We start from the raw sequence: 22,933 nt of genomic DNA on the forward strand, positions 1-22,933 counted from the left end.
ACCCCGATGGTGGTATCACCTTTCTTCGTCTTAAACCCAGCGGGCTACCAACGAGGTTGCAAAGATAAATATTTAATTATGTCTTGCAAATAAATACAACAAATATTTATGATTTATCTGCTAATTCTTTAGCGTTCATCCAATAAAAGAGTTCGTTAATAAAGGCAACAGTCCTTTTGTTGGTTGTTTCTTTATCGGCAGGCTCTCCATTTTCTAAAAAAGCAGTGCCTACATTTGGCACCTGAAAAGTAACAGGAACAGTAAGTGCTCCTATTTTCCATAAACTAAACTGTAAAGAGGTAAGCACCTGCGAAGCGCCAAATGGACCAGAAGAAACAGAAGCTATGGCTATTGGTTTGCGTTTCCATTCTGCATATAACAAATCTATCACATTTTTTAGGCTAGCTGGGTAACCACCATTATATTCTGGCGTAACAATAATTACCCCATCTACTGCTGTAATAGTTTTGGCCAATTGCAGCATTTCTGCCGTTGGATTTTCGATAAAGCGCAGACGTTCTTCAAAAAGAGGGAAATTTAAAACTGTTAAATCAATTAATTCAACCTCTGCTAATTGATTTTGTAATAAATAATTTTTGAAGTACAGTGCTACACTATGGCTGCTGCGGCCTTTTCTTACACTGGCAGATATAACGGCTATTTTTTGCATGATTTATTTGTTAAGTAAACACACTACCAACTACTGAATAGTAGAACAAGATAAGCATTTTTTGCTTGGTAATTTAAAACATCTTTAGCACAAAAAACCACCAACCCGCAGGCTCCTATCTCAATTTATCTAACAACTATTATCATTAATAGCTAGTACCCGAAAATTATTAAAATAAGCTTGGCACAAGCAAATAAGTTGCCCTGCTTTTACTCCCACTTAAATGTTTTTACCGCAACGGCATAAATACCAATACCCCAAACTACCATAATTAAAATTTGTTGCTTTACATCCCAAAGGCCGGCCCCTTCGAAAGCTACCTTACGCATGGCATCGTTTAAATAGGTTAATGGGAGGGCTTTGCTAATGGGCTGTAGCCAAGCTGGAAACGCACTGATAGAAAAGAAGGTTCCCGAGAGTAAAAACTGGGGCAAGGTAATGATATTTGATATTGGCGGAATGGTACTTTCGCTCTTTGCCAGACCAGAAACCACAAAGCCAAAACCCATAAAAACAATCACACCTATAGTAGCCAGTACTATCATATTAAACACCGTAACAACTCCGTTAATGAGTGTAAAATTAAAGGCAAAGTGACCAATAATAATAATGAACAGCGCACCTAACAACGCAAAGCCAATGCGGGCAATAGCTTCGCCCAATACAATACTAGATCGTCTAACTGGCGTAGCGAAGAACCGTTTAATAACCAGGTTTTGCCTTAGTGCAAAGAATATAAAAGCAGTACCAAAAACGCCCGTACTTAACAGCGAAAAACCTAATTGTCCGGGCAATATAAAATCTATAGTGCGATAAAGCCTGCCAGTTACCGTTGTAGCTCTAATTTCGGTAACGGTTGGTTTTTGATTTAACGTATTTAGCTCGTAACTTAATTCGTTTAATACCGATTTTAAAATATTGCCCTTATCTGGCGAGGCCGATGTGTATTTTACGTTGGTAATATAGGCTGGTGTGCCATTCCCAGTATTTTTTTCTACGCTAATTAAGGCGTCGTAATTTCCTTTTTCGAGATTGCTGTTGATCTCTTTTTCTGTTTGGTCTTTAACCAAGCGCACCACGCTTATTTTCTCTAAACTAGCAATAACAGGGTTCTGCATGTCAGACTGTGGGGCAACCACTACATCTATTTTAGTGCCTCCACCACCTATAAATCCGAAAACCACAATAAATATCAGCGGAAACGCTAAGGTAAAAATTACTGCAGATGGGCTTCTGGTTATTGACCTAAAACTTGCTTTTGCTAAAGCTAGTGTAGCTTTTGTATGATTGTAAGGTTGCGACATATAAGTGCTTTTGAATTTTAACTTTTAACTTAAATTTATTCTCTCCACTCTTTACCTGTAAGACTGATAAACACATCTTCCAAGTTGGCGGCCTTTACCTCTTTTTTACGTTCGAAACCACTGGCAATCAAATTATCGATCAATTGGTCGGGCGTATCTAAAGCGATGATTTTTCCTGCTTCTACAAAGGCAACCCTATCACATAATTGCTCGGCCTCGTCCATGTAGTGCGTGGTGATGACCACTGTTGTACCGTTATCCCTAATTTCGCTAATCAAGTCCCAAAGGTTACGGCGTGCTTGCGGATCTAAGCCAGTGGTGGGCTCATCCAAAAAAACAATTTTCGGCGAGTTTATTAAAGTGGTAGCTATGGAGAAACGTTGTTTTTGTCCGCCAGAAAGTTCTTTGTATTTGGCTTTGGCTTTATCTTGCAGGTTTACTTTCGCTAACATTTCCATAGGGGTTACGTTTGTGCCGTATAACCCTGCAAAAAGCTCTAAAAGTTCGGTCAAGTTTAAGTTCGGATAATAACCCGCAGCCTGTAACTGCACCCCAATAATCTGCTTAATGGCATTGGCATCGGTCTCCACATTTAAACCATCTACCCAAACTTCGCCACTGGTTTTACTGCGTAAAGTTTCGATAATTTCTAAAGTAGTGGTTTTTCCAGCACCATTGGGGCCAAGCAAACCAAATATTTCATTTTCATAAACTTCGAACGAAAGTCCTTTAACGGCCTTAAATTCGTCGTAATTTTTTACCAGGTTATTTACACTGATAATTGCTTTCTTATCGTTCATTTGAATATAAAAGTAAGAAGCTTTATAAGAATGCGAAATGATTTTTTGTTAATTGGAATGATTATGAGGATGAAATGATGAATGAGCTTGGTAGTTGGTTGTTTAGATGGTTAGTTTTTTGGTCGGTTTAAACTTATAAAATTCTTTTAAACTAAAAAGGATGTCGGCATTAACAAACATCCTTAAGTATTATTTAGAGAAGGTAGCCTTATACCCTCTACTTCTAACCTTATATTACCAAACTAAGTCGCCTTTGATCATACTTACAAAATCATCGAATAGGTAACGCGAATCGTGTGGACCTGGAGAACTTTCTGGGTGATATTGCACCGAAAATGCTTTCTTTCCCTTTACACGAATACCTTCAATCGAATCATCGTTTAAGTTAACATGGGTAATTTCTACTTTATCCGAAGCTTTTACTTCTTCTGGAATTACGCCAAATCCGTGGTTTTGAGAGGTTACTTCACAGTGGTTTTTAATGATATTCTTAACCGGGTGGTTTAATCCACGGTGGCCGTTAAACATTTTCATGGTACCAATACCGTTTGCCTCTGCCAACAGCTGATGTCCTAAACAAATGCCAAACATAGGTTTATCAGAAGCTAAAACAGCTTTTACTGTTTCAATAGCATAAGGCATGGCTTTAGGATCGCCTGGGCCATTAGAAATAAAGTAACCATCTGCTCCCCAAGCATTCATTTCTTCGAAAGTAGTTTTAGCAGGAAAAACCTTTACATAAACCTCTCTGTCATCAAAATTACGGAGAATGTTCTTTTTGATACCCAAATCTAAAGCAGCTACTTTGATTGGCGCTTCTGGGTTACCATAATAATAAGGTTCTTTAGTAGAAACTACCGAAGAAAGTTCTAAACCATCCATTGGCGGCACTTCTTCCAATTTCTTTTTCAACACCTGCAGATCAGCAATTTCTGATGAGATAATGGCATTCATCGCTCCTTTATTACGGATATGGCGAACCAAAGCACGGGTATCAATATCGCAAATACCTACAATATTTTCATTTTGAAAGTTATCTTGGATAGATTCTGTAGCTTCTTTTCTAGAATAATTGATGTTGTAATTTTTGCAAACCAACCCAGCAATTTTAACGCTTTCAGATTCTACCTCATCGCGGTGCATACCATAGTTACCAATATGGGCATTGGTTGTTACCATAATTTGCCCGAAATAAGAAGGATCCGTAAAAACCTCCTGATAGCCGGTCATACCTGTATTGAAACAGATTTCGCCGGTAGTAGTTCCTATTTTTCCAGCAGCTTTGCCATAAAAAACGGTACCATCGGCCAATAACAAAATAGCTGGTAACTTAGTGTAGTTAGTCATTTAAATTACAATAAAAATTGGGGATAAAAAATGATAATAAAGGAAAAGAGTTTTTAACGAATAAACCGCTTTTAAAGGATGATAACACTGCCTGATTGAACTCTCTCATTTCAGAATACAAAGGTAGGTGTTTAGAACCGTTTTTTTCAAGATTTTTTAAAAAAAATATTAGGCTGTTAATTGGTTGCTTTTTTGGCAGATTGGCCTTTAATCCTTACTCCTTGTTCTTTATTCCAAATAATAAAAGTTAATTTTGTACCTATCAAAACAAAAAGCATGTCGGTAAACAAAGAAATAAAACGTGTAACCACGCATATTTTACAGGAAATGAAGCAGCGCAACGAGAAAATTGCCATGCTTACCGCTTACGACTATTCGATGGCCACCATTTTAGATGATGCTGGCCTAGATGTTATTTTGGTAGGCGATTCAGCGTCTAATGTAATGGCTGGCCACGAAACTACCTTACCTATCACGCTAGACCAGATGATTTATCATGCCCAGTCTGTGGTGCGTGGTGCAAATAGGGCTTTTGTAGTGGTAGATTTACCCTTTGGTTCTTACCAAGGCAACTCTAAAGAAGCTTTAAACTCGGCCATTCGTATCATGAAAGAGAGTGGCGCACATGGTGTAAAGCTCGAAGGTGGGGTTGAAGTGGTAGAATCTATCCAACGTATTATTACGGCCGGCATACCCGTAATGGGACACTTAGGCTTAACACCTCAATCTATTTATAAATTTGGCACCTATACCGTTAGGGCAAAAGACGAAGAAGAAGCAAACAAATTAAAATCGGATGTATTGGCTCTCCAAGAAGCGGGCTGCTTTAGCATTGTTCTAGAGAAAATTCCGGCCAAGCTTGCCCAAGAAGTAACCAAAACCCTTCATATTCCAACTATTGGTATTGGTGCCGGCCCACATTGCGACGGACAGGTATTGGTAGTAAACGACATGATTGGCCTAACCAAAGGTTTCAAACCTCGTTTTTTACGCCAGTATTTAAACCTGTACGAAGGTATCAAAAGTGCAGCGCAATCTTACATCAATGATGTAAAGGCAAACGATTTCCCTAACGAAAAAGAACAATACTAAACCCCAAACCCCTAAAGGGGCTTTGGTAAAATGAATGATTTTGACTATTACAGACAATTCTCCTTTAAGGGCTGGGAGTATAACCGAAGCAGACGTACTTTACGAAGACAACCACTTAATTGCCATTAACAAAAGAGCTGGCGATGTAGTACAAATTGACGAAACTGGAGACCTACCCTTAGACGAAATGGTAAAGCAGTTTTTAGCTATAAAATACAACAAGCCCGGCACTGCTTTTTTAGGGGTGGCGCATCGTTTAGATAGACCCGTAAGCGGCTTAATTCTTTTTGCTAAAACCAGTAAGGCTTTAGATAGGATGAATGCTATTTTCAAAAATCGTGAAATTAAGAAAACTTATTTTGCCGTTGTGCGCAAAAAGCCTGCTAAAGCACAAGGCAAACTTATTAATTGGTTAATTAAAGATCCTAAAAAAAACGTAGTAAAAGCTTTTGATTATGAAGCTAAAGGTACGCAATACTGTGAGTTAGATTACCAGGTGTTAGCCGAACTGGATGGTTATTATTTATTAAGGGTAAATCCGCTAACTGGTCGCTCGCATCAAATTAGGGTGCAGTTATCTACCATGGGCTGCCCCATTGTTGGCGACAATAAATACGGTTATCCCCGCGGTAGCAGAAAAGGCAGCATTTGTTTACATGCCCGTCAATTAGAATTTATCCATCCAGTTAAGAAAGAACCGATAAAGATTTTTGCCAAATTACCTAAAGATGGCTTCTGGGAAAAATTTGAGAAATTTTAATGGCTTTCTTAAAAAAAACATTCCTAACTAATCGCTTAACCCTTAAATCTGTGCATCTGTGGCCATGTTATTTGCAAGCCACCTTTTCAAAAACTATGGGATTACTAAAGTCAATTTTCCTTAAATCTTTAAATTTAACTGTCCCATCCTTTTCTTCCACTTCGCCAAAACCTTCTAAAAACTGATTGACTTTTTTAAGAAATACCACTTGCCGTAGAGAACGGCGGCCTTCCGAGTTGAAACTATAATTGGCCACAAGGGTATCTCCATGCATCTCTCCCTCTATGTTTCCACTGCTTTTATCTTTTTCGAACCATTTATAACGGAGTTCTCCGGTAGATACTATGCCAGTAGTAATGAGCGTTAACGCTGCCGTATCTTTCCCTTTAATGTAGGTGTAGCAAGTTTGCTCTGCCACCGGGATTTCCGCTGTTGTACTGTCTTTTTCTTCGGTTACTTTTACGCTTTGCTGGCAGGCGGCCAACAACACCAACATTACCAATATGCTTAAAACCTTCATCTTAATCTTTTAGAAATTAACCTCTTAAAAGAACAGCGAAGTTTAAATTTTGTTTCGACCAAATTAGGCACTAATCACTTTCTACCCGAAGAACCGAACCACTTTCTATCGAATAATCGTAATCCATTTTACAAATTTGTTCACCTACGTAAGCAGCATCAAATAAATCACCGTCGTTTTTTAAAGATATAAACCTTTCTATATCCTTAAAATCAACTTTGTTGCTGCTCCTTATTTGCGTTTGCATATCGGTATCTACCACTCCCGGTGCAATAGCTAAAACTTTAACGCCATTTGCGAAATGGGCTTGTTCTGTTGCCAAAGTTTGTGTGAGCATGTTTACCGCAGCTTTACTACTACAATACATAGACCAGCCAAAATAAGGTTTCAATGCTGCGCCAGAACTAATATTGATAATTGTCTTTTTAGCGGTCCAGCCATCGGTAAGCTTAATAAATGCAGCACTGCAAATAAATGGAACTACCGTATTTAATTTAATGGTGCTTTCTATTGTAGCAACGTCTAACTTTTGCAAAGGGCCAATTTTGCCCAATGTACCAGCATTGTTAATTAGTGTAATTTTAGAAATATTAGTAGCCTTTAAAAGGTTAAAAATATGCGCAAACATAGTTTCAATTTCATAGGTTTTAGCCAAATCAAAAGCTATTTGGCTAACGCCTTTTAAAGTAAGCAAGGCATTAGAGGTTCTTGCCACCGAAAACACCTTAACTCCTTTTGCCACATAAGCTTTCACAATTCCTTCACCAATTCCCTTACTCCCACCGGTTATAATTAATACTTCTTCCATTATGCTGTTATTTCTTAACAATTAACACTTCATCATTAGCTAAAAAAAGATACCCATACTCATAACAAAAAACATATTGATGTCCGTTTTGCGTAGTATAAAAGTGCGTATGATAATCAAAATCAAATCCTCTTTTTACAAGCTGCTCTTTTTTTACTTTTGCTTTCCCAGTAGGATTTTCGTCTTTGAGCACCTTCCTGTTATGCGCCAAAACTTGGTTTATTTTTTTCACCAAACCTTGGTCTTGCACTTTTAATTTATTGTTGTAGTTACTTCTACATTGGTCGTCGCAGAACTTCTTATCCGTACGGCCTTTTAATTCAGCTTGGCAGTCTAAGCAAAGTTTATCCATATTCTAGAATGATGTGATTAATTAAAGCTACAGAAAATAATTGTGGTTTTCAGCATCGTTAAAGCAGTTTAGCCGTATATATACGTTTATACACGGATATAGATGTTTATTATACGGCTATTTTTTTCGGGCTGTTGCAACTTTGTGGTGTCGGTAGTCGTGGTGACTACTGTTCTTTAATCATCAAGCAATTAAAATTTAAAATCATGGAAAATTTAAACAACCACTTCGAAACAAACCACCAATTAAATGTAGTAAACAGCGTAATGTTAACAGGTTTTGTAGGTGCCGATGCAATCATCAAGAATTTTGGAAATCAGAAATTGGCTAGAATTAATTTAGCTGTTAATGAGTTTCATAAAAATGCTTCGGGCGAAACCATTAAAAAAACAAACTGGTTTAACTTGGCCCTTTGGAATTCGTTTGCCGATATAGCAGCCAAAGAAATTAAAAAAGGAAGCAAAATTACAATAATTGGCAAACTACAAACCGGAAGCTACGAAGCTAAAGATGGCTCTACCAGATATACCACCAATATACATGTAACCGAATTAAAAATTGCATCTACAGAAACCAATGTAGCCTAAACATGGCAGCAATATAAATGTTTAGCCAACATCAACTAACCGAGCGATATAAAAAATAAAAAGATTCATTCCTTAAGTTTAAAAAAGTATTATAACTTTGAAAAACCCCTTACTAATTGTATTTTTTACACTAAGGGTATTTTTAATTCAAAACAAATAAAAAATGAGTCTAATAATTGATGTCCATGCAAGACAAATCCTCGACTCGAGGGGCAATCCTACTATTGAAGTAGAGGTAATGACAGAAAATGGTTTTATGGGCCGTGCAGCCGTTCCATCTGGAGCAAGCACTGGGCAGTACGAAGCTGTTGAGTTACGTGACGGCGATAAGAAAACCTATTTAGGTAAGGGTGTTTTAAAAGCTGTAGAAAACGTAAATACTAAAATTGCCAAGGCCTTGCAAGGTGTTGATGTTTTTGAACAAAATTTAATTGACCAATTAATGCTAGACCTAGATGGTACCGAAAACAAAGGTAACTTAGGTGCGAATGCGATATTAGGTGTTTCTTTGGCCGTTGCTAAAGCTGCTGCAAAAGAAAGCCGCCAGCCGCTATACCGTTACATTGGTGGTGTAAATGCCAACACTTTACCAATTCCAATGATGAACATCATTAACGGCGGTTCTCACTCTGATGCGCCTATCGCATTCCAAGAGTTTATGATTATGCCTGTTGGTGCGCCTTCTTTCTCTGAGGCTCTACGTTGGGGAACAGAAGTTTTCCATAACTTAAAAGCTATTTTACATGACAGAGGCCTATCTACTGCCGTAGGCGACGAAGGTGGTTTTGCCCCAACTTTTGAAGGTATCGAAGATGCTATTGAAACAGTATTGAAAGCGATCGAAAAAGCTGGCTACAAACCAGGATCGGAAATTTGCTTGGCATTAGACTGTGCTTCTTCAGAGTTTTATAAAGACGGCAAATACGACTATACTAAATTTGAAGGCGCTACGGGCGTAATCCGTACTAGCGAAGAGCAAGCACAATACTTGGCAGACCTAACAGTAAAATATCCAATCATCTCTATTGAAGATGGTATGGACGAGAACGACTGGACTGGCTGGAAAAGCTTAACCGATAAAGTTGGCGATCGCGTTCAATTAGTAGGTGATGATTTATTTGTAACCAACGTTAAACGTTTACAACAAGGTATTGATACCAATACGGCAAACTCAATTTTGGTAAAAGTAAACCAAATTGGTTCTTTAACTGAAACAATCAATGCGGTAAGCTTGGCACAAACTAACGGTTATACTTCGGTAATGAGCCACCGTTCTGGCGAAACTGAAGATACCACCATTGCAGATTTAGCAGTAGCCTTAAACTGTGGCCAAATTAAAACTGGCTCTGCTTCTCGTTCTGATAGGATTGCAAAATACAACCAATTGCTACGTATCGAGGAAGAATTAGGTGATGCAGCGAAGTTTATTGGCAAGAATTTTAAGTTTGCTAAAAAATAAACTACTAAGTTCCCTAAAGGGAATTTTACCAACACTACCAATGTGTTAAAACAATAGTTAGACATTATACAAGCCCCTTTTAGGGCTTGGGGTGTTAATAAATACATTTGCAGAACATCCGAAGATTTAAAAACTTCGGATGTTTTTTATTTTATAGCATTAACATTAAATGTTAAGTTGCTTACGTATTTGATGTTTTAATCTTTACTTTTGATTTCAATGAAGCGATTATTAGACCTTTTCCGCAATAAATATTTTCTGGCCATTGCTGCTTTTGGTGTTTGGATGCTTTTTTTTGACAAAAACGACATCATTGCCCAATATGAATACAGCGCACAGGTAAAAAAACTTCAACAAGAAAAAGATTTTTACACTAAAGAAACTGCTTTGGTAAAAAAAGACCTGAAAGAATTGGACAGCAATTTAAACAGTGCCGAAAAATTTGCCCGTGAAAAATATTTCATGAAAAAGGCCAATGAAGATGTCTTTGTAATTGTGAAAGAAGAAACCAAAAAATAACTTCTTTTTATTATTTTAGCTGATAATAAAACTTGCCCTATGAGGAAAATATTTTTTGCTTTTCTCTGTCTTTTTTCATTGAATTTATATGGGCAGGAACTCCCCAATCTTAAAAATGTAAAACTTAACAAAAAAGCCAGCTATAAAAATGCCGAACCCACCATTGTAAAAGTGGTTGATTATCTTTTTAAAACACCCATAGACAAAAAAAACAAGGCCAGAAATAATGCAGGCCGGTTTTTATTAGACTGGATGAACGGAACACCAGATCATGTGTTTTATCTAGAAGAAAAAGAAACAAGTTTCTTTAATACAGATCCTGATTTATTATTGATGTACATGGCTGCATTAACTAAATTTTCTTTGGAGCATCCCACAGCAAAAGAAAAACAAACACAGGCTTTAGGGGCAATGAGTTTAATTTTACCCTACTTATATCAGCAAAGCGACAAAAAAACTTGGACAAAAGAACTTTGGCAACTTTACGATGCTTCGAAAAATGAACAGTTAAAGGAGTTTCTTTATCATTAATCTACATTCTGCCCGTCACCCTGACCACACGTAGTACCTGCAAAGCAAATTTATTTCAGGGTCTGTTCTAATTACCATGAATTTCACACCGATGCTTACCTGTAGCGAAAAGCTACAAAGTAAAACAAATTCAGTATAACGAGTTGCCTATTCATACCCAAACCTAGGCAGTGCCAACTTGTAGCGTACCACAACAATTCTTAAGGTAACTATAAACGTAATGACAATAATTTGTGCAATGTCTGCTTTCAAATTTAAAGCTAGTAAACCAAAATATAGCGCACCTCCTGCAATACAAGCTGTAGCGTAAATTTCTTTTCTAAATATTAGCGGAATTGTATTTAGCAATGTATCTCTAATGACACCACCAAAACAGCCTGTAATAGTACCTAATGCCACACATATTCCCGGCTCTAAACCAAAAACGATACCTTTTTGCACACCTACCAAGGTAAATAGGCCAAGTCCCAGCGAATCGAAAAGGAACAAGGTAACTTTAAACTTTTTAATTTGATGCTTAAAAAAAAGTGTAACAATGGAAGTAACCAAAATCAACAAGCAGTAGTTTACATCTCGCATCCAAGCAACAGGCGTATCGCCCAACAACAAATCGCGAACGGTACCGCCACCAATAGAAGTTACAAAAGCAATAATTAATATGCCAAAAGGATCTAAGCGCTTTTGTACGGCAGCAAAAGTGCCCGAAATGGCAAAGGAAATAGTCCCCAACACTTCAATAATTTCGGTGGTGTTAAAATTCATTATGCTTCGCCGTTACGTTTTCTAAAGAACCATTCTATACTTAACAAAGCTAAGATAACAGCAAAAATCCATTTGAGGTTAATCATCTCCTCATATCTTCTATCCTCGTAAGTAATGGTTTTTATCTGCCCACTTTTTTCTAAGTCATCGGCTATACTCAACAAAGATGCCGGCATATACATTTTACCTTGCGTTTGTTGCGACATGGTATTTAACAACTGATGATTTGCAGTGGTTTGTTGGTACTCGGCAATTACCGCATTTACATAAAAAGCGCCATTGGCAGTATATTTCTTATCGCCCAAGCTGGTTGAAGCAATGTAAGTATAATTTCCTTGCGGAAAAGCTCCAGCATCCAATTGATAAGCATTACCAACCTTAGAAAAAGTATAATTGTATGCTTTACCTTCGGAGTTTTTGAGCTCTACTTTTACCTCCGAACTATTTACTGGCTCAAGAGCATCGTTGTATAAGGTCGCGTTGAGCACCACATTTTCATTCTCTTCGAAAGTGCTTTTACTGGTATAAACTTTAAACTTGCGCTTATCATCCTTAACAGATAAATATTGTACGGTTTTCGAAATTAGCTCTGCTACTAACGGATAGCTATTTTCGTCTTTTGCCTCCTCCAATTTCCATTTCCAAATTCCCTCTCCTATTAAAAAACCACCTTTTCTCCCATTATCTTCTATAAAAAACAACAACGGGTTTTGGGTATTTACCTTTCCAATTCGTTGATTGAGCACCGCGGTACAACTGCCCTTAATCATCATATTGGCGAAAGGAGTTTGCAAAGGATCGTAAGTCTCGAGCTGTTTTAAAGCATCCGTATTTAGGTTGTAAGCTGTAAAGTTATGCTCATAATATGGAAATACTTCTTGTAAACTACCATTTGGTCGGGTAAAATTCAATTGCGTTTGCGCTTGGTTAAAGCCTTGCAAATTTGTCTGCGCACCCAATACAAACCAAGTAGCTACTTTTTGTTGTTTTAATTTATTAATTAAGGATGTGGCCGAATAATTTACCGCTGGCAGTTGATATAAAATCACCAAACTGTACTTAGCTACATCTACGCTTTCCAATTCTTCTGCAATAGCGTTAGTTACTTCGTAATGTTTATTTAGTGCTATAGCTTGTTTAAACGTTGCCAAATCTGGATGTGGCCCAGCGGCAGCCAATAATATTTTCTGTCGTCCATCTATTACTTCTACAAAAATAGTCTGGCTATTGTTTTTGGTAGTGATTTCGTTGTTAACTTCAGATAGATTAACCGTATAACGATGAACACCAATTTTGGTTGCTTTTAATTTGATTTGTACATCTTTCACGAAACTAGCACTACCAATGCCAATAGACTGCTCGGTTACCTGCTTTCCGTTTTCGAGTACTGATAACCTGACATTTTCGCCTTTGCTTTCAAAAGCTTGTACCTGCACATCTAAAGTGAATTCGTTATCAACGTAAACGATATTGTTGTAATTTACATTGGCCACCAATACATCTCGCTTGGGGATGGTATCGCCCATGGCAATGGTGTAAACTGGTGCTTTTATTTTATTTAGTTCATAAATTGGATTGCCCCCCCTATTGAAAATACCATCGCTAGCTATGATAATGGCACCAACATTTCTATTGAGCAGTTCATCATTTAACTGACTAACCAACACCGTTCCATTACTAATTTGATCATTTCCAGTAAACGACAAGCCCTGCTTTACGCTATCGCCGAAACTGTAGGTTTTTACCTCATATTTCTCACTGAGTTTTTTTGCTAATTGTTTTAAATCTTGCTCGTATTTTTTGGCATCGAAGCCTGAGGGCTGTATGGCTTTTACCGAAATGGAATTATCATTAGCGATAACAATAACCGGCTTTTCTGCCGTATGTGTAATACGACGAACTAAGGGAGCAAATAGTAAAAAAGCAAGCGTAGCAACTGTCAAGGTGCGTACAGCGGCTAAAACATTTCTTAATTTTCTGTCGAGATTTTTATTTGCCGCATACAAAACCCAAGCGTATGCAGCGCCTAAAGCCAAGCAGGCAATTAAAATCAGAAATGTAGCAAACGATAAAAAATTAGCCATATGTGTAATTGTAAAGATGCTATATTTAAGTTAAAAGTTGAAAGGAAAAAGTGAAAAGAGCAAGGATGAAAGAGCAAGGAACAAAGACCTAGCGCCAATTTATAAATTTAGGTAAGCAAATGAATAATAAACCAAACAACTAAAATTGTAAATTGCATACAAATCCACAAACCGAAATGAACTATCTAACCGCTTTTACCTTATTTATGCTCATTAACTTTTCTGCCAATGCACAAATTAGCTTTAAACAGCAACAACTGAAGTTTGAACGTGTAAGAACTGCTTATGATTTAAAATGGCCATCTTTAGAAAAAGACCTACAAAAAGCTGGTTTTGGCGCTGGATTTGAAATGTTAATGAATGCCTACAAAACCGAAGGAAAAGTTGAAATCTGGTTAAAAACAGCAAAGCAAGATAAATTCACGCTTTTTAAAACTTATGATACTTGTGCAAAATCGGGCACTTTAGGCCCAAAAGTAATGGAGGGCGATTTACAAACCCCTGAAGGTTTCTATAAAATTAACGTGTTTAACCCAATGAGTTTGTACCATCTTTCTTTAGGTGTGGATTACCCAAATGCGGTGGACAAAGCGAGGACTGGAAAAGACAGAAAAACAGGTGGTGATATTTACATTCATGGCGATTGCGAAACCGTAGGCTGTATTCCATTAACGGATGATAAAATTAGGGAAGTTTATGTTTTAGCTGTAGAAGCCAGGAATAATGGACAAAAGGAAATTCCCGTTTATATTTTTCCGTTCAGGATGACAAATGCGAATATGTCTAAGTATTCAAAACAGTATCCACAGTATGTAGCGTTTTGGAATACATTAAAACCTGGTTTTGATAATTTTGAGAAGAACAAGATGATGGCGAAGGTTGCGCAGGTTGGTGGTAAGTATGTTTTAAAGTAACTTTTTTTTAGCTCGCCGCCGCTGGGCTCTTACTTTTTGACCGCAAAAAGTAACAAAAACTCTCGGTTGCTTATTTTTCTTTTAACGAGAATGCTTGGGCTTATTTCTGCTACCCGAAAAATAAGAGACCGAAAATTAGCTGAACGGGGAGGTATAAGCGCTATCGCTAGCAAAAGCCTAGATTGCTTATCCCGCACCATTATTTCGCTCTTCGGGATTTGCAATCCCGAAGTTGTATCATAGGATTTGTAATGTCGAACAGCAGCAGGTAAAACAAAAAGGTGCAAAGTCTAAACCTTACACCTTTTACCTAATTCCTTATACCTAATCTACAGCATACCACCACAAACAGACAACGTTTGCCCAGTTACGTAAGCGCTCATATCTGAAGCTAAGAACACGCAAACATTGGCAATATCTTCAGTTTCGCCAGCACGTTTCATTGGAATATCTTTTTCCCATCCAGCAACTACCGCAGGGTCTAAAACTTCGGTCATTTCGGTTTTAATAAATCCCGGAGCAACCACGTTAGCACGGATGTTGCGTGAACCTAACTCTTTAGCTACCGATTTGGTAAAACCGATGATACCTGCTTTTGAAGCTGCATAATTAGCCTGACCAGCATTGCCTTGCACACCAACTACAGAACTCATGTTAATAAAAACACCTTTACGGGCTTTCATCATCACTTTAGAAGCAGCTTTGGTTACATTAAACACCGATTTTAAGTTCACATTAATTACATCATCCCAGTTTTCTTCGCTCATACGCATCAACAAACCATCTTTGGTGATACCAGCATTGTTTACCACAATATCCAAAGCACCAAAATCAGCTACAATATCGTTAATTAGCTTTTCTGCTTCATCAAACTTCGAAGCATCAGAACGGTAACCTTTTACTTGGGTACCAAAAGCTTGCAATTCTTGCTCTAAAGCTTGTCCTTTTTCTACCGATGATAGATAAGTAAAAGCTACGTTAGCACCTTGTTTTGCAAATTCTTCGGCAATTTTTCTACCTATACCTTTTGATGCACCTGTAATTAGTGCTGTTTTTCCTTCTAGTAATTTCATAACCCCTAAATCCCCTAAAGGGGACTTTTATATAATGTATAAAAATTTAATTGTCGTAAAGTTAATATTAATTGTGATTTGTTTAACACAATGAGTTTTGTTCCCCTTTAGGGGGGTAGGGGGCTGGCTCCTGCTGACTTAAACAATGGAAACTGCCCAATCCCCAAATAATATCTACCGAGTTAATACCAACTACTGGTCTATCAGGGAAACAGCCTTGAATAATTTCCAAAGCTTTCTGGTCGTTTACGTCATCAAAAATTGGCACAATTACCGCAGCATTGGCAATATAGAAATTAGCGTAAGATGCAGGCAAGCGGGTATCGTCATAAATTACGGGCGATGGCATTGGCAGTTTCACAATATTTAACTTTCTACCATCTAGCAAAGTCATTTGTTGCAAACGTTCTAAATTTTCTTGCAATAAATGATAATTCTCATCGTCTTTATTTGTTTCTACTACGGTTAACACGGTATCTTCGTTCACAAAACGCGTAATGTCGTCAATATGTCCGTCAGTATCATCGCCCACAATACCATCGCCAACCCACAAAACTTGCTCGGCACCATAAAACTCTTTTAAATAAGTTTCTATTTGTTCGCGGTTTAAATGCGGATTTCTGTTCTCATTCAACAAGCATGCTTCGCTAGTTAAAATAGTCCCAGCACCGTTAAATTCTACCGAACCACCTTCCATTACAATGTCGGCATTAAACAAAGGCAAGTTAAAATGTTTGGCAATTTTAGTTGGCACTACATCGTCCAAATCGTATGGCGGATATTTATCGCCCCAAGCATTGTAGCCCCAATCAACTACAGCTTTGTCGCCATCTTTTACCACAAAAGCAGGCCCATGGTCGCGGCACCAAGCATCATTGGTTTCAAAAAAATAAAATTCTATCTGCGATAAGTCTGCTTCCACTTTTTCGAGTTCGGCAATAGCAAAAGCTTTCATTGCCTCGTCTTTAACGTTGATACGCACTTTCTCGCTAGTAGCTACAATTTTTATAAACTCGCAATAAGGTTGGTAAATGGTTTCAATTTTACCTGGCCACGAAGCTTCTTTGTGGGGCCAACTCAACCAAGTTGCCTCGTGCCTTACCCATTCGGCAGGGAATGTATAGCCTTGTTTTTTGGGGGAGTTTAAAAAGTCGGATGTCGGAAGACCGATGTCAGATGATATTGTGTTCATGTGTTTTTTTTATTTTGCTCGGAAAGCCGGAAAAGTCCGAAAGTCCGACGATATATTGCTTTTTTTCTATCAAGAAGTCAGGAAAATCTGATAATATAATTTTAGCAACGGAATTTCATCTTAATGCTTTTATCAAGCCATTAATCATTACTAAAACTTCTTCGCATAAACTGTAAAGTTCATTAAACCGTTTTTCAGTTAAATAGTTCCTTCGCTTAGCCAAATGCAAGCATCCTACTACTTCTACATCCGATCTTAACGCATAACGCAAAAATCTAATAAATTCAGCATTACTTTGTCCTGTGCTACCTTCGGCAATATTTAACGAAATACTATCTGCTGCTCTTTTTATTTGTGGGCTTAAAACATAGTTTTCATCCTTGGGAAAGGTTTTAGTAAGCTGATCAATCTCGTCCGCCAAATCCAAAGCCTTTTGCCATACCTTCAATTTTTCAAACTTAAATCCCATAAGCAAATTTTAATATATTTAAATATACCAAAAATCTCTTGCGGACTTGCGGACTAAAAACTTCCCGACTTATTCATCAATAAATCTCTTCGTAATGGGCTGGTAAGAATCAATTCTTCTATCTCTTAGAAACGGCCAGTGTTTGCGCATAAAATCGCTTTGTTTCAAATCAATATCCACCACTTCTGTTTCTTCTTTATCATGAGATGCCAAATACAACAATTTACCTTGGGCGTTGGTAGCAAAGCTTCCACCCCAAAATTTCATACGGCCTTCTTGCTCAAAACCCACACGGTTCACGCTAATTACAGGTAAGCCATTAGCCACCGAGTGCGAACGTTGGATAGTTTGCCAAGCATTGTATTGGTCTTGGTTGGTTTCTTCGTCTTGTTCAGTATCCCAACCAATTGCAGTAGGATAAAACATCATCTCGGCACCCATTAATGCAGTAATACGCGATGCTTCTGGATACCATTGATCCCAACAAATCAAAATCCCGATCTTAGCAAACTTGGTTTGGAAAACTTTGTAGCCTAAATCGCCTGGTGTAAAGTAAAACTTCTCATAATAAGCCGGGTCATCAGGAATATGCATTTTACGGTATTTACCTAAATAACTGCCATCGGCATCTAAAACAGCGGTAGTATTGTGGTACAAGCCTTCGGCACGTTTTTCAAATAACGAAGCAATAATTACAACACCTAACTCTTTAGCCACCACTTGTAAAGCGTCGGTAGATGGCCCCGGAATAGATTCGGCCAAATCAAAATTATCGTAATCTTCTACATCGCAGAAATAAAGCGATGTAAAAAGCTCTTGCAAACACACAATTTGAGCACCTTTTGCAGCGGCTTCCCGCACTTTTAAAATTGCTTTGTCTAAATTTTCTTGCTTATCTGCTGTGCAGCTCATCTGCACCATTCCTACTTTTACTTTGCTCATATTTTTAGATTTGAGTATTGAGATATGAGATATGAGACTTGATTGCCCAACCTTTCACCCTAAACCTTATACTTTAAACCATTTTCGAGCCTCAAAGTTAGTTAAAATGGCCGATAATTTATAGCAAAGCAAAGCTTGTACACAGTTTGAATATTTGTTTGCCCTGCCCTAAGTCTGTGGAGCGATATTAGAATAAAAAAACTTTAACAAACTCAGTACAACATATCAAAACAAAACACTATATTTCAATGGGTTAAAAACAAAAACCCCTTACAAAAAACATCATTTATGCCTAAAACCCAATTTTAATTCCAACGTTAATTCCTAAACCACCAATATTTACGTACGAGCGTAAATCGTCTGACGGTTTTGTAGAATCATAATTGGCAGTTCCTTTAACATTCATGGCCGATGTTATTTCTTTATGGTATTTCACCTCTTTATCGCCAACAGGCTGATTGGCTAAAGTTAATTGCTCTGTACCCATTGGCGTTCCGGTTGCATTAACTACCACCGTAGCCGTTCCATTGTATTTCTTAAGCGCTTTGTCTTTACCGCCTACAGAAATATTTCTGTACTCTAGCTCAGAAAACAAACTAACGGTTTTGGCTATTTTGTAACGCAAGCCCAAAGCAGCCTGAAAACCAATAGTTGCATTCGGATTAATACGTTCTTCCCTATCAAGCAACAAGTTAATATGCGTACCCGGAAGCGATGGAGTTCCATTTTGGGCAGCAATGGCACCTGTTTTATCATCGATACTTGTATTAATTTGTAAATAGCCCCCTACTGGTACAATTACACCCACCTTAGTATAAGGTTTAAAGCTACCTTTTGTTGGTATGCTAAGCACCAATGCTGGTGCAACATCCATTGCTTTTATTTTACCCACCGAGTGCAAACTCAGCACATTTGCATTGCCCATGGTCCCAGTTTGCCTCATCATATCTTGGCTTTCGCTCTGAAAATAGTTAAAGCCAACCTCCAAAGCTAAAACATCATTAAATTGAAAACCACCCACTAAACCAGCTCGCCAGCCCTGCCCAAACGAACCTGTTAAAGCCTTCTCCGAAACCATTGTTGTAGTACCATTGGCATTAACCATGAAATGCTTGTCTCTAGCTGGCATATTGTTAATTGCCGGAAACTCAACAGGCGTAACCTTGATGAAATAACTTCCAGTAGGCTTTAGGTAAAAACCCCTACTCTCTTGCGCCATTAAACTTATTGCCCCTGTTAGGGCGAAAAACCCTGTTAATAATAACTTTTTCATACCCGTTCTTTTTAGTTAGAAATTAAAGCAAGCCCATCACGCCGTCGCTTAAAACTATGCTTACATAACAAATAAACACTCAAACACCGCATTTTGTTGTAATTCAGGCGATTTGTTTCTATCATCTTTTAGTAAAAAATGAGCAATTTAAATGTTGGCACTAGGTGAAGTTGTAATTTTGCCGCCATCAAAACTCTGAAACCCATTTTTGATTAAACAATACTCAATCCTATTTATCATGAGCTTAATTGAAGCCTTAAATTGGCGTTATGCCACAAAAAAAATGAACGGACAGCCCGTTCCCGAAGAAAAAGTAGATCAAATTTTAGAGGCCGCACGTTTAGCGCCAACCTCTTCTGGCTTACAACCTGTTAAAGTAATTGTAGTTACCGACCCTGCTTTAAAACAAGAATTATTTCCCCACGCGTTTAATCAATCACAAATTTTAGATTCATCGCACCTATTGGTTTTTGCGGCTTGGGACAACTATACCGAAGAGCGAATTGACGAAGTTTTTAGCCGTACAAATGGCGAGCGCAACATTCCATCGGCAGCAACCGCCGATTATGTGGCCAACTTAAAAAACAACTTTTTACCTAGAGAGCCTCAAGTTAATTTCGAACACGCTGCCCGCCAAGCCTACATTGCTTTTGGTGCTGCCATTGCTCAGGCCGCTTTATTAAAAGTTGATGCCACACCAATGGAAGGCTTTAACAACGAGAAGTTTGACGAAATATTAAAGCTTAAAGAACAGGGCTTAAAAAGTGTTACCCTACTACCATTGGGTTACCGCGATGAGGCTAACGATTGGTTGGTAGGCCTAAAAAAAGTACGCCAACCTAAAGAAAGCTTTTTAATAAAATACTAAGGTTTTAATCCGCAAGTTTTTCGGTCATTAAAACTTGCGGGTTATTATAGCTAACGCTTTTGTACAGCCAATTTGTACAACATCCTCCATCAAGACCTAATTATTACCCATATTTTCTTCCAATTTTATTGCTAGCTGCAGGCTAACCCTCATAGTGTATGGTACAAACTGTTGTACATGAGCCAAAAAAAATGATCCGTAAATTATTGTTAATCCATAAGGACTTAACACCTTCTCCATTTTAGGCTTTTACTAAGTAGCTATTAACCTTATTGCCTCATTTTTTGAGGTTATTTCTATTTCATCAACAAATTACATAAAATTAAAAACGCTGATTTACAGCTATTTAAATAAGTATATTAAATTTCAATAGTACTATGTATTGCATAGTACATTATTAAACATATATCTTTGTATAATGATAGCAGAAAATACGCAAACCCAAATGCGCAAGGGCATACTAGAATACTGTGTGCTATTAATCATCTCCCGAGGAGAGATTTACGCGTCTGATATAATTGCCGAACTAAAGCAGGCAAAACTACTGGTGGTAGAGGGTACTTTGTATCCGCTACTTACCCGATTAAAAAACAACGGACTGTTGAGTTACAACTGGGTAGAATCTACCTCAGGACCACCACGCAAATATTATGTGCTTACCCCAGAAGGAACCCAAATTTTGGCACAACTGGACACCACTTGGCATGAACTGGTTTACGCCATTACTACAGCACAACAAGGAGCCAAACCAACAACAGAAGAAAAATAAACAAACACAGTGGCTTAGCTACTGCTAAAGAATAAAGACATGAACAAGACAATTATCATTAATATAGGCAACTCCATCATCCACATAGAAGAAGAAGCCTACGAAATACTAATGGTTTACCTAAACGAAATTAAACAGCATTTTGCGAAAACTGCCGACGACTTTGAGATTGTAAAGGATATTGAAAACCGTATTGCAGAAATGTTTGCCGAGATTTTACAAAAAGCAGCAAAGCAAGTAATTGAAGTGGCCGACGTACATAGCGTAATTACACAAATGGGCAGTGTACAAGATTTTACCAACGATGATGAAGATGAAGTAAAATCAGAAAACTTTTATGCCAATTATCATGCTATCAAAAAATTATACCGCGATACCGACGAAGGTGTAATTGCCGGTGTTTGTGCAGGCTTAGGACATTATCTAAATGTAGAAGCCCGTTGGTTGCGCCTAGCTTTTTTCTTGCTTACTTTCTTGGCAGGAAGCAGCATATTAGTTTATTTAATTTTATGGATTGCCATTCCAAGAGCCTCGAGCAGATCAGAACGCATGGAAATGAAAGGCGAAGCAACCAACCTTTATGGCTACAAAAAGAATTTCGACGAAGAATTGGCCGCATTTAAGGCCAACATGAAATCGGCCAACAAGCAATTTAAGCCTATGGTAAGCACCCTCCACGATTTAATTACTGGGTTATTTAAAACCATTGGAAGATTAATTAATGCCATAGGCAGACTATTAGGAAAACTATTTGCCTGGTTTATTATTATTTTTGGTTTTGGTTGGTTAGTAGCATTTATTGTAATGCTAGGCTTACTTTTAGGCACTTGGGAAAACGGTGTGTACAACAATTTCCCTTTCAACATTATTAATGTACCCTACAAAGTAGAATTAATATTTGCCGCCTTTTTCACCGTATTTATACCCGTTTTGGCGCTAGTACTATTAGCTATTAAACTGGTATTCAACCATATTCAACTCAGTAAATATTTTTCGTTTTTATTACTTGGCGTTTGGATAATTGCCGCCGTAACCACAGCATTTAACGTAGCTAAAGTAGTATCGTCTTTTAATGAAGAGGCAGAAATGGCAAAAAATATAGATTTGAAACAGTATAAACGCTATGTTTTTAATGTTGATCCTGGCATGGTGTTTACTGCTCAAGACAGTACAAAATATAACTTAGGAAATGGCAAAAACGAATATAGAGTATTGGCAAACCCGTACGACCATGGCATGTTTAGAGATCCAAAAAATGTTCGTTTAGTATTTGAAAAAACAGATAATGAGCAAGTGAGCATGGTGCAGTCGTTTAAAGCTAACGGACGCAATTTTGATGAAGCTTTAGCCAACTCTCAAAACTTAACTTATAAATTTCAAATAACCGATTCGGTGGTTACCTTAACGCCAAAAGCTATTTTAAAGAAAGCCGCAGCTTGGAGAGACCAAAGTGTGGTGCTCACCGTAAAACTACCCGTTGGTACACAAGTGCTATTAAACAACGATTTATACAGCTACCTAAAGTTTTATTACTACTGTAACCACGGAGATAGCGCAAACAATGCAGAAAACGAACTTTGGGTAATGACCTCCGAAGGTTTAAAGTGTAAATATGAATTAGACCATCCAAAAAAAGAAGAAACCAATTAGTGGCTGGGAGTTAGGCATTAACCGTTACGTAAACTATGCCTAACTCCTATTTTCTTAAAAACCTAAGATTATTAAATGTACCAAAACAAGCCGTTAAAACTGATGCTGAAATAAATTCAGCAGGACGGATCGCAAATTTAGCGTCACCTCCGATACTCGGAGCAAGCGCTGAATTTATTTTGCTTCGC

Annotated in this window: 24 protein-coding genes; 10 read left to right on the forward strand and 14 right to left on the reverse strand. The window is 37.8% G+C overall.

What is annotated here, in order from left to right:
* Positions 1 to 106: 106 nt before the first annotated feature.
* The 4 genes from B3I52_RS11340 to carA form a co-directional block, all read right to left on the reverse strand.
* The gene (locus B3I52_RS11340; RefSeq protein ID WP_293301325.1) at positions 107 to 670 is read right to left on the reverse strand and encodes an NADPH-dependent FMN reductase; all 564 of its coding nucleotides are present in this window, start codon (positions 668 to 670) and stop codon (positions 107 to 109) included.
* A gap of 209 nt (positions 671 to 879) precedes the next feature.
* Entirely contained in the window at positions 880 to 1,974 is a 1,095-nt protein-coding gene (locus B3I52_RS11345) for an ABC transporter permease (RefSeq protein ID WP_293301326.1), read from the reverse strand.
* 35 nt (positions 1,975 to 2,009) lie between these two features.
* Positions 2,010 to 2,774, reverse strand: coding sequence for an ABC transporter ATP-binding protein (locus B3I52_RS11350; RefSeq protein WP_293301327.1), 765 nt, complete (start codon positions 2,772 to 2,774; stop codon positions 2,010 to 2,012).
* A 234-nt stretch (positions 2,775 to 3,008) separates the two neighbouring features.
* Positions 3,009 to 4,121: a glutamine-hydrolyzing carbamoyl-phosphate synthase small subunit gene (gene carA / locus B3I52_RS11355; protein WP_293301329.1), complete on the reverse strand. Its 1,113-nt coding sequence runs from the start codon at positions 4,119 to 4,121 to the stop codon at positions 3,009 to 3,011.
* A 276-nt stretch (positions 4,122 to 4,397) separates the two neighbouring features.
* On the opposite strand from carA, the gene panB reads away from it, so the two are divergent.
* Positions 4,398 to 5,213: a 3-methyl-2-oxobutanoate hydroxymethyltransferase gene (gene panB / locus B3I52_RS11360; protein ID WP_293301330.1), complete on the forward strand. Its 816-nt coding sequence runs from the start codon at positions 4,398 to 4,400 to the stop codon at positions 5,211 to 5,213.
* A 34-nt stretch (positions 5,214 to 5,247) separates the two neighbouring features.
* Positions 5,248 to 5,973 (forward strand): RluA family pseudouridine synthase, encoded by a 726-nt coding sequence (locus tag B3I52_RS11365; RefSeq protein WP_293301331.1) that lies wholly within the window; start codon positions 5,248 to 5,250, stop codon positions 5,971 to 5,973.
* A gap of 67 nt (positions 5,974 to 6,040) precedes the next feature.
* On the opposite strand, the gene B3I52_RS11370 is transcribed toward B3I52_RS11365, so the two are convergent.
* From B3I52_RS11370 to B3I52_RS11380, 3 genes are all read right to left on the reverse strand, one after another.
* Complete coding sequence (locus tag B3I52_RS11370) at positions 6,041 to 6,493, reverse strand: hypothetical protein (protein ID WP_293301332.1); 453 nt, start codon at positions 6,491 to 6,493, stop codon at positions 6,041 to 6,043.
* A 70-nt stretch (positions 6,494 to 6,563) separates the two neighbouring features.
* A complete protein-coding gene (locus B3I52_RS11375; protein ID WP_293301333.1) occupies positions 6,564 to 7,301 on the reverse strand; it encodes an SDR family NAD(P)-dependent oxidoreductase in 738 nt (245 codons plus the stop codon).
* Positions 7,302 to 7,308: 7 nt separating this feature from the next.
* The gene (locus tag B3I52_RS11380) at positions 7,309 to 7,653 is read right to left on the reverse strand and encodes a hypothetical protein (RefSeq protein WP_293301335.1); all 345 of its coding nucleotides are present in this window, start codon (positions 7,651 to 7,653) and stop codon (positions 7,309 to 7,311) included.
* A 206-nt stretch (positions 7,654 to 7,859) separates the two neighbouring features.
* Here B3I52_RS11380 and B3I52_RS11385 point away from each other — a divergent pair, with 206 nt between their 5' ends.
* From B3I52_RS11385 to B3I52_RS11400, 4 genes are all read left to right on the forward strand, one after another.
* Complete coding sequence (locus B3I52_RS11385) at positions 7,860 to 8,240, forward strand: single-stranded DNA-binding protein (protein ID WP_293301337.1); 381 nt, start codon at positions 7,860 to 7,862, stop codon at positions 8,238 to 8,240.
* A gap of 163 nt (positions 8,241 to 8,403) precedes the next feature.
* Entirely contained in the window at positions 8,404 to 9,699 is a 1,296-nt protein-coding gene (gene eno, locus B3I52_RS11390; protein WP_293301339.1) for a phosphopyruvate hydratase, read from the forward strand.
* A gap of 219 nt (positions 9,700 to 9,918) precedes the next feature.
* Complete coding sequence (locus B3I52_RS11395; RefSeq protein WP_293301340.1) at positions 9,919 to 10,218, forward strand: FtsB family cell division protein; 300 nt, start codon at positions 9,919 to 9,921, stop codon at positions 10,216 to 10,218.
* Positions 10,219 to 10,257: 39 nt separating this feature from the next.
* Entirely contained in the window at positions 10,258 to 10,749 is a 492-nt protein-coding gene (locus B3I52_RS11400) for a hypothetical protein (RefSeq protein ID WP_293301342.1), read from the forward strand.
* Positions 10,750 to 10,896: 147 nt separating this feature from the next.
* Here the strand turns inward: B3I52_RS11400 and B3I52_RS11405 are convergent, their stop codons facing one another.
* Positions 10,897 to 11,511: a trimeric intracellular cation channel family protein gene (locus tag B3I52_RS11405; protein WP_293301344.1), complete on the reverse strand. Its 615-nt coding sequence runs from the start codon at positions 11,509 to 11,511 to the stop codon at positions 10,897 to 10,899.
* Entirely contained in the window at positions 11,511 to 13,595 is a 2,085-nt protein-coding gene (locus B3I52_RS11410; RefSeq protein WP_293301346.1) for a hypothetical protein, read from the reverse strand. Before B3I52_RS11410 ends, B3I52_RS11405 begins: the two co-directional genes overlap by 1 nt.
* Positions 13,596 to 13,747: 152 nt before the next feature.
* Here B3I52_RS11410 and B3I52_RS11415 point away from each other — a divergent pair, with 152 nt between their 5' ends.
* Positions 13,748 to 14,509, forward strand: a complete 762-nt coding sequence (locus B3I52_RS11415; RefSeq protein ID WP_293301348.1) for a L,D-transpeptidase family protein — start codon at positions 13,748 to 13,750, stop codon at positions 14,507 to 14,509.
* A 329-nt stretch (positions 14,510 to 14,838) separates the two neighbouring features.
* Here the strand turns inward: B3I52_RS11415 and fabG are convergent, their stop codons facing one another.
* The 5 genes from fabG to B3I52_RS11440 form a co-directional block, all read right to left on the reverse strand.
* Positions 14,839 to 15,582 (reverse strand): 3-oxoacyl-[acyl-carrier-protein] reductase, encoded by a 744-nt coding sequence (gene fabG, locus B3I52_RS11420; protein WP_293301350.1) that lies wholly within the window; start codon positions 15,580 to 15,582, stop codon positions 14,839 to 14,841.
* Positions 15,583 to 15,664: 82 nt separating this feature from the next.
* Complete coding sequence (locus B3I52_RS11425) at positions 15,665 to 16,774, reverse strand: agmatine deiminase family protein (protein ID WP_293301351.1); 1,110 nt, start codon at positions 16,772 to 16,774, stop codon at positions 15,665 to 15,667.
* A 115-nt stretch (positions 16,775 to 16,889) separates the two neighbouring features.
* A complete protein-coding gene (locus B3I52_RS11430) occupies positions 16,890 to 17,243 on the reverse strand; it encodes a four helix bundle protein (protein ID WP_293301353.1) in 354 nt (117 codons plus the stop codon).
* A 69-nt stretch (positions 17,244 to 17,312) separates the two neighbouring features.
* Complete coding sequence (locus tag B3I52_RS11435; RefSeq protein ID WP_293301355.1) at positions 17,313 to 18,185, reverse strand: carbon-nitrogen hydrolase; 873 nt, start codon at positions 18,183 to 18,185, stop codon at positions 17,313 to 17,315.
* A 292-nt stretch (positions 18,186 to 18,477) separates the two neighbouring features.
* Entirely contained in the window at positions 18,478 to 19,458 is a 981-nt protein-coding gene (locus B3I52_RS11440; protein ID WP_293301357.1) for an outer membrane beta-barrel protein, read from the reverse strand.
* Positions 19,459 to 19,696: 238 nt separating this feature from the next.
* On the opposite strand from B3I52_RS11440, the gene B3I52_RS11445 reads away from it, so the two are divergent.
* From B3I52_RS11445 to B3I52_RS11455, 3 genes are all read left to right on the forward strand, one after another.
* Positions 19,697 to 20,326: an NAD(P)H-dependent oxidoreductase gene (locus B3I52_RS11445; RefSeq protein ID WP_293301359.1), complete on the forward strand. Its 630-nt coding sequence runs from the start codon at positions 19,697 to 19,699 to the stop codon at positions 20,324 to 20,326.
* Positions 20,327 to 20,744: 418 nt separating this feature from the next.
* Positions 20,745 to 21,095 carry a PadR family transcriptional regulator gene (locus B3I52_RS11450; protein ID WP_293301361.1) on the forward strand — a complete coding sequence of 117 codons (351 nt, stop codon included), beginning with the start codon at positions 20,745 to 20,747 and terminating at the stop codon, positions 21,093 to 21,095.
* Positions 21,096 to 21,134: 39 nt separating this feature from the next.
* The gene (locus B3I52_RS11455) at positions 21,135 to 22,745 is read left to right on the forward strand and encodes a PspC domain-containing protein (protein WP_293301363.1); all 1,611 of its coding nucleotides are present in this window, start codon (positions 21,135 to 21,137) and stop codon (positions 22,743 to 22,745) included.
* Positions 22,746 to 22,933 lie beyond the last annotated feature (188 nt).

It is taken from the genome of Pedobacter sp. UBA4863 (genome assembly GCF_002399615.1).
Lineage (GTDB): Bacteria > Bacteroidota > Bacteroidia > Sphingobacteriales > Sphingobacteriaceae > Pedobacter.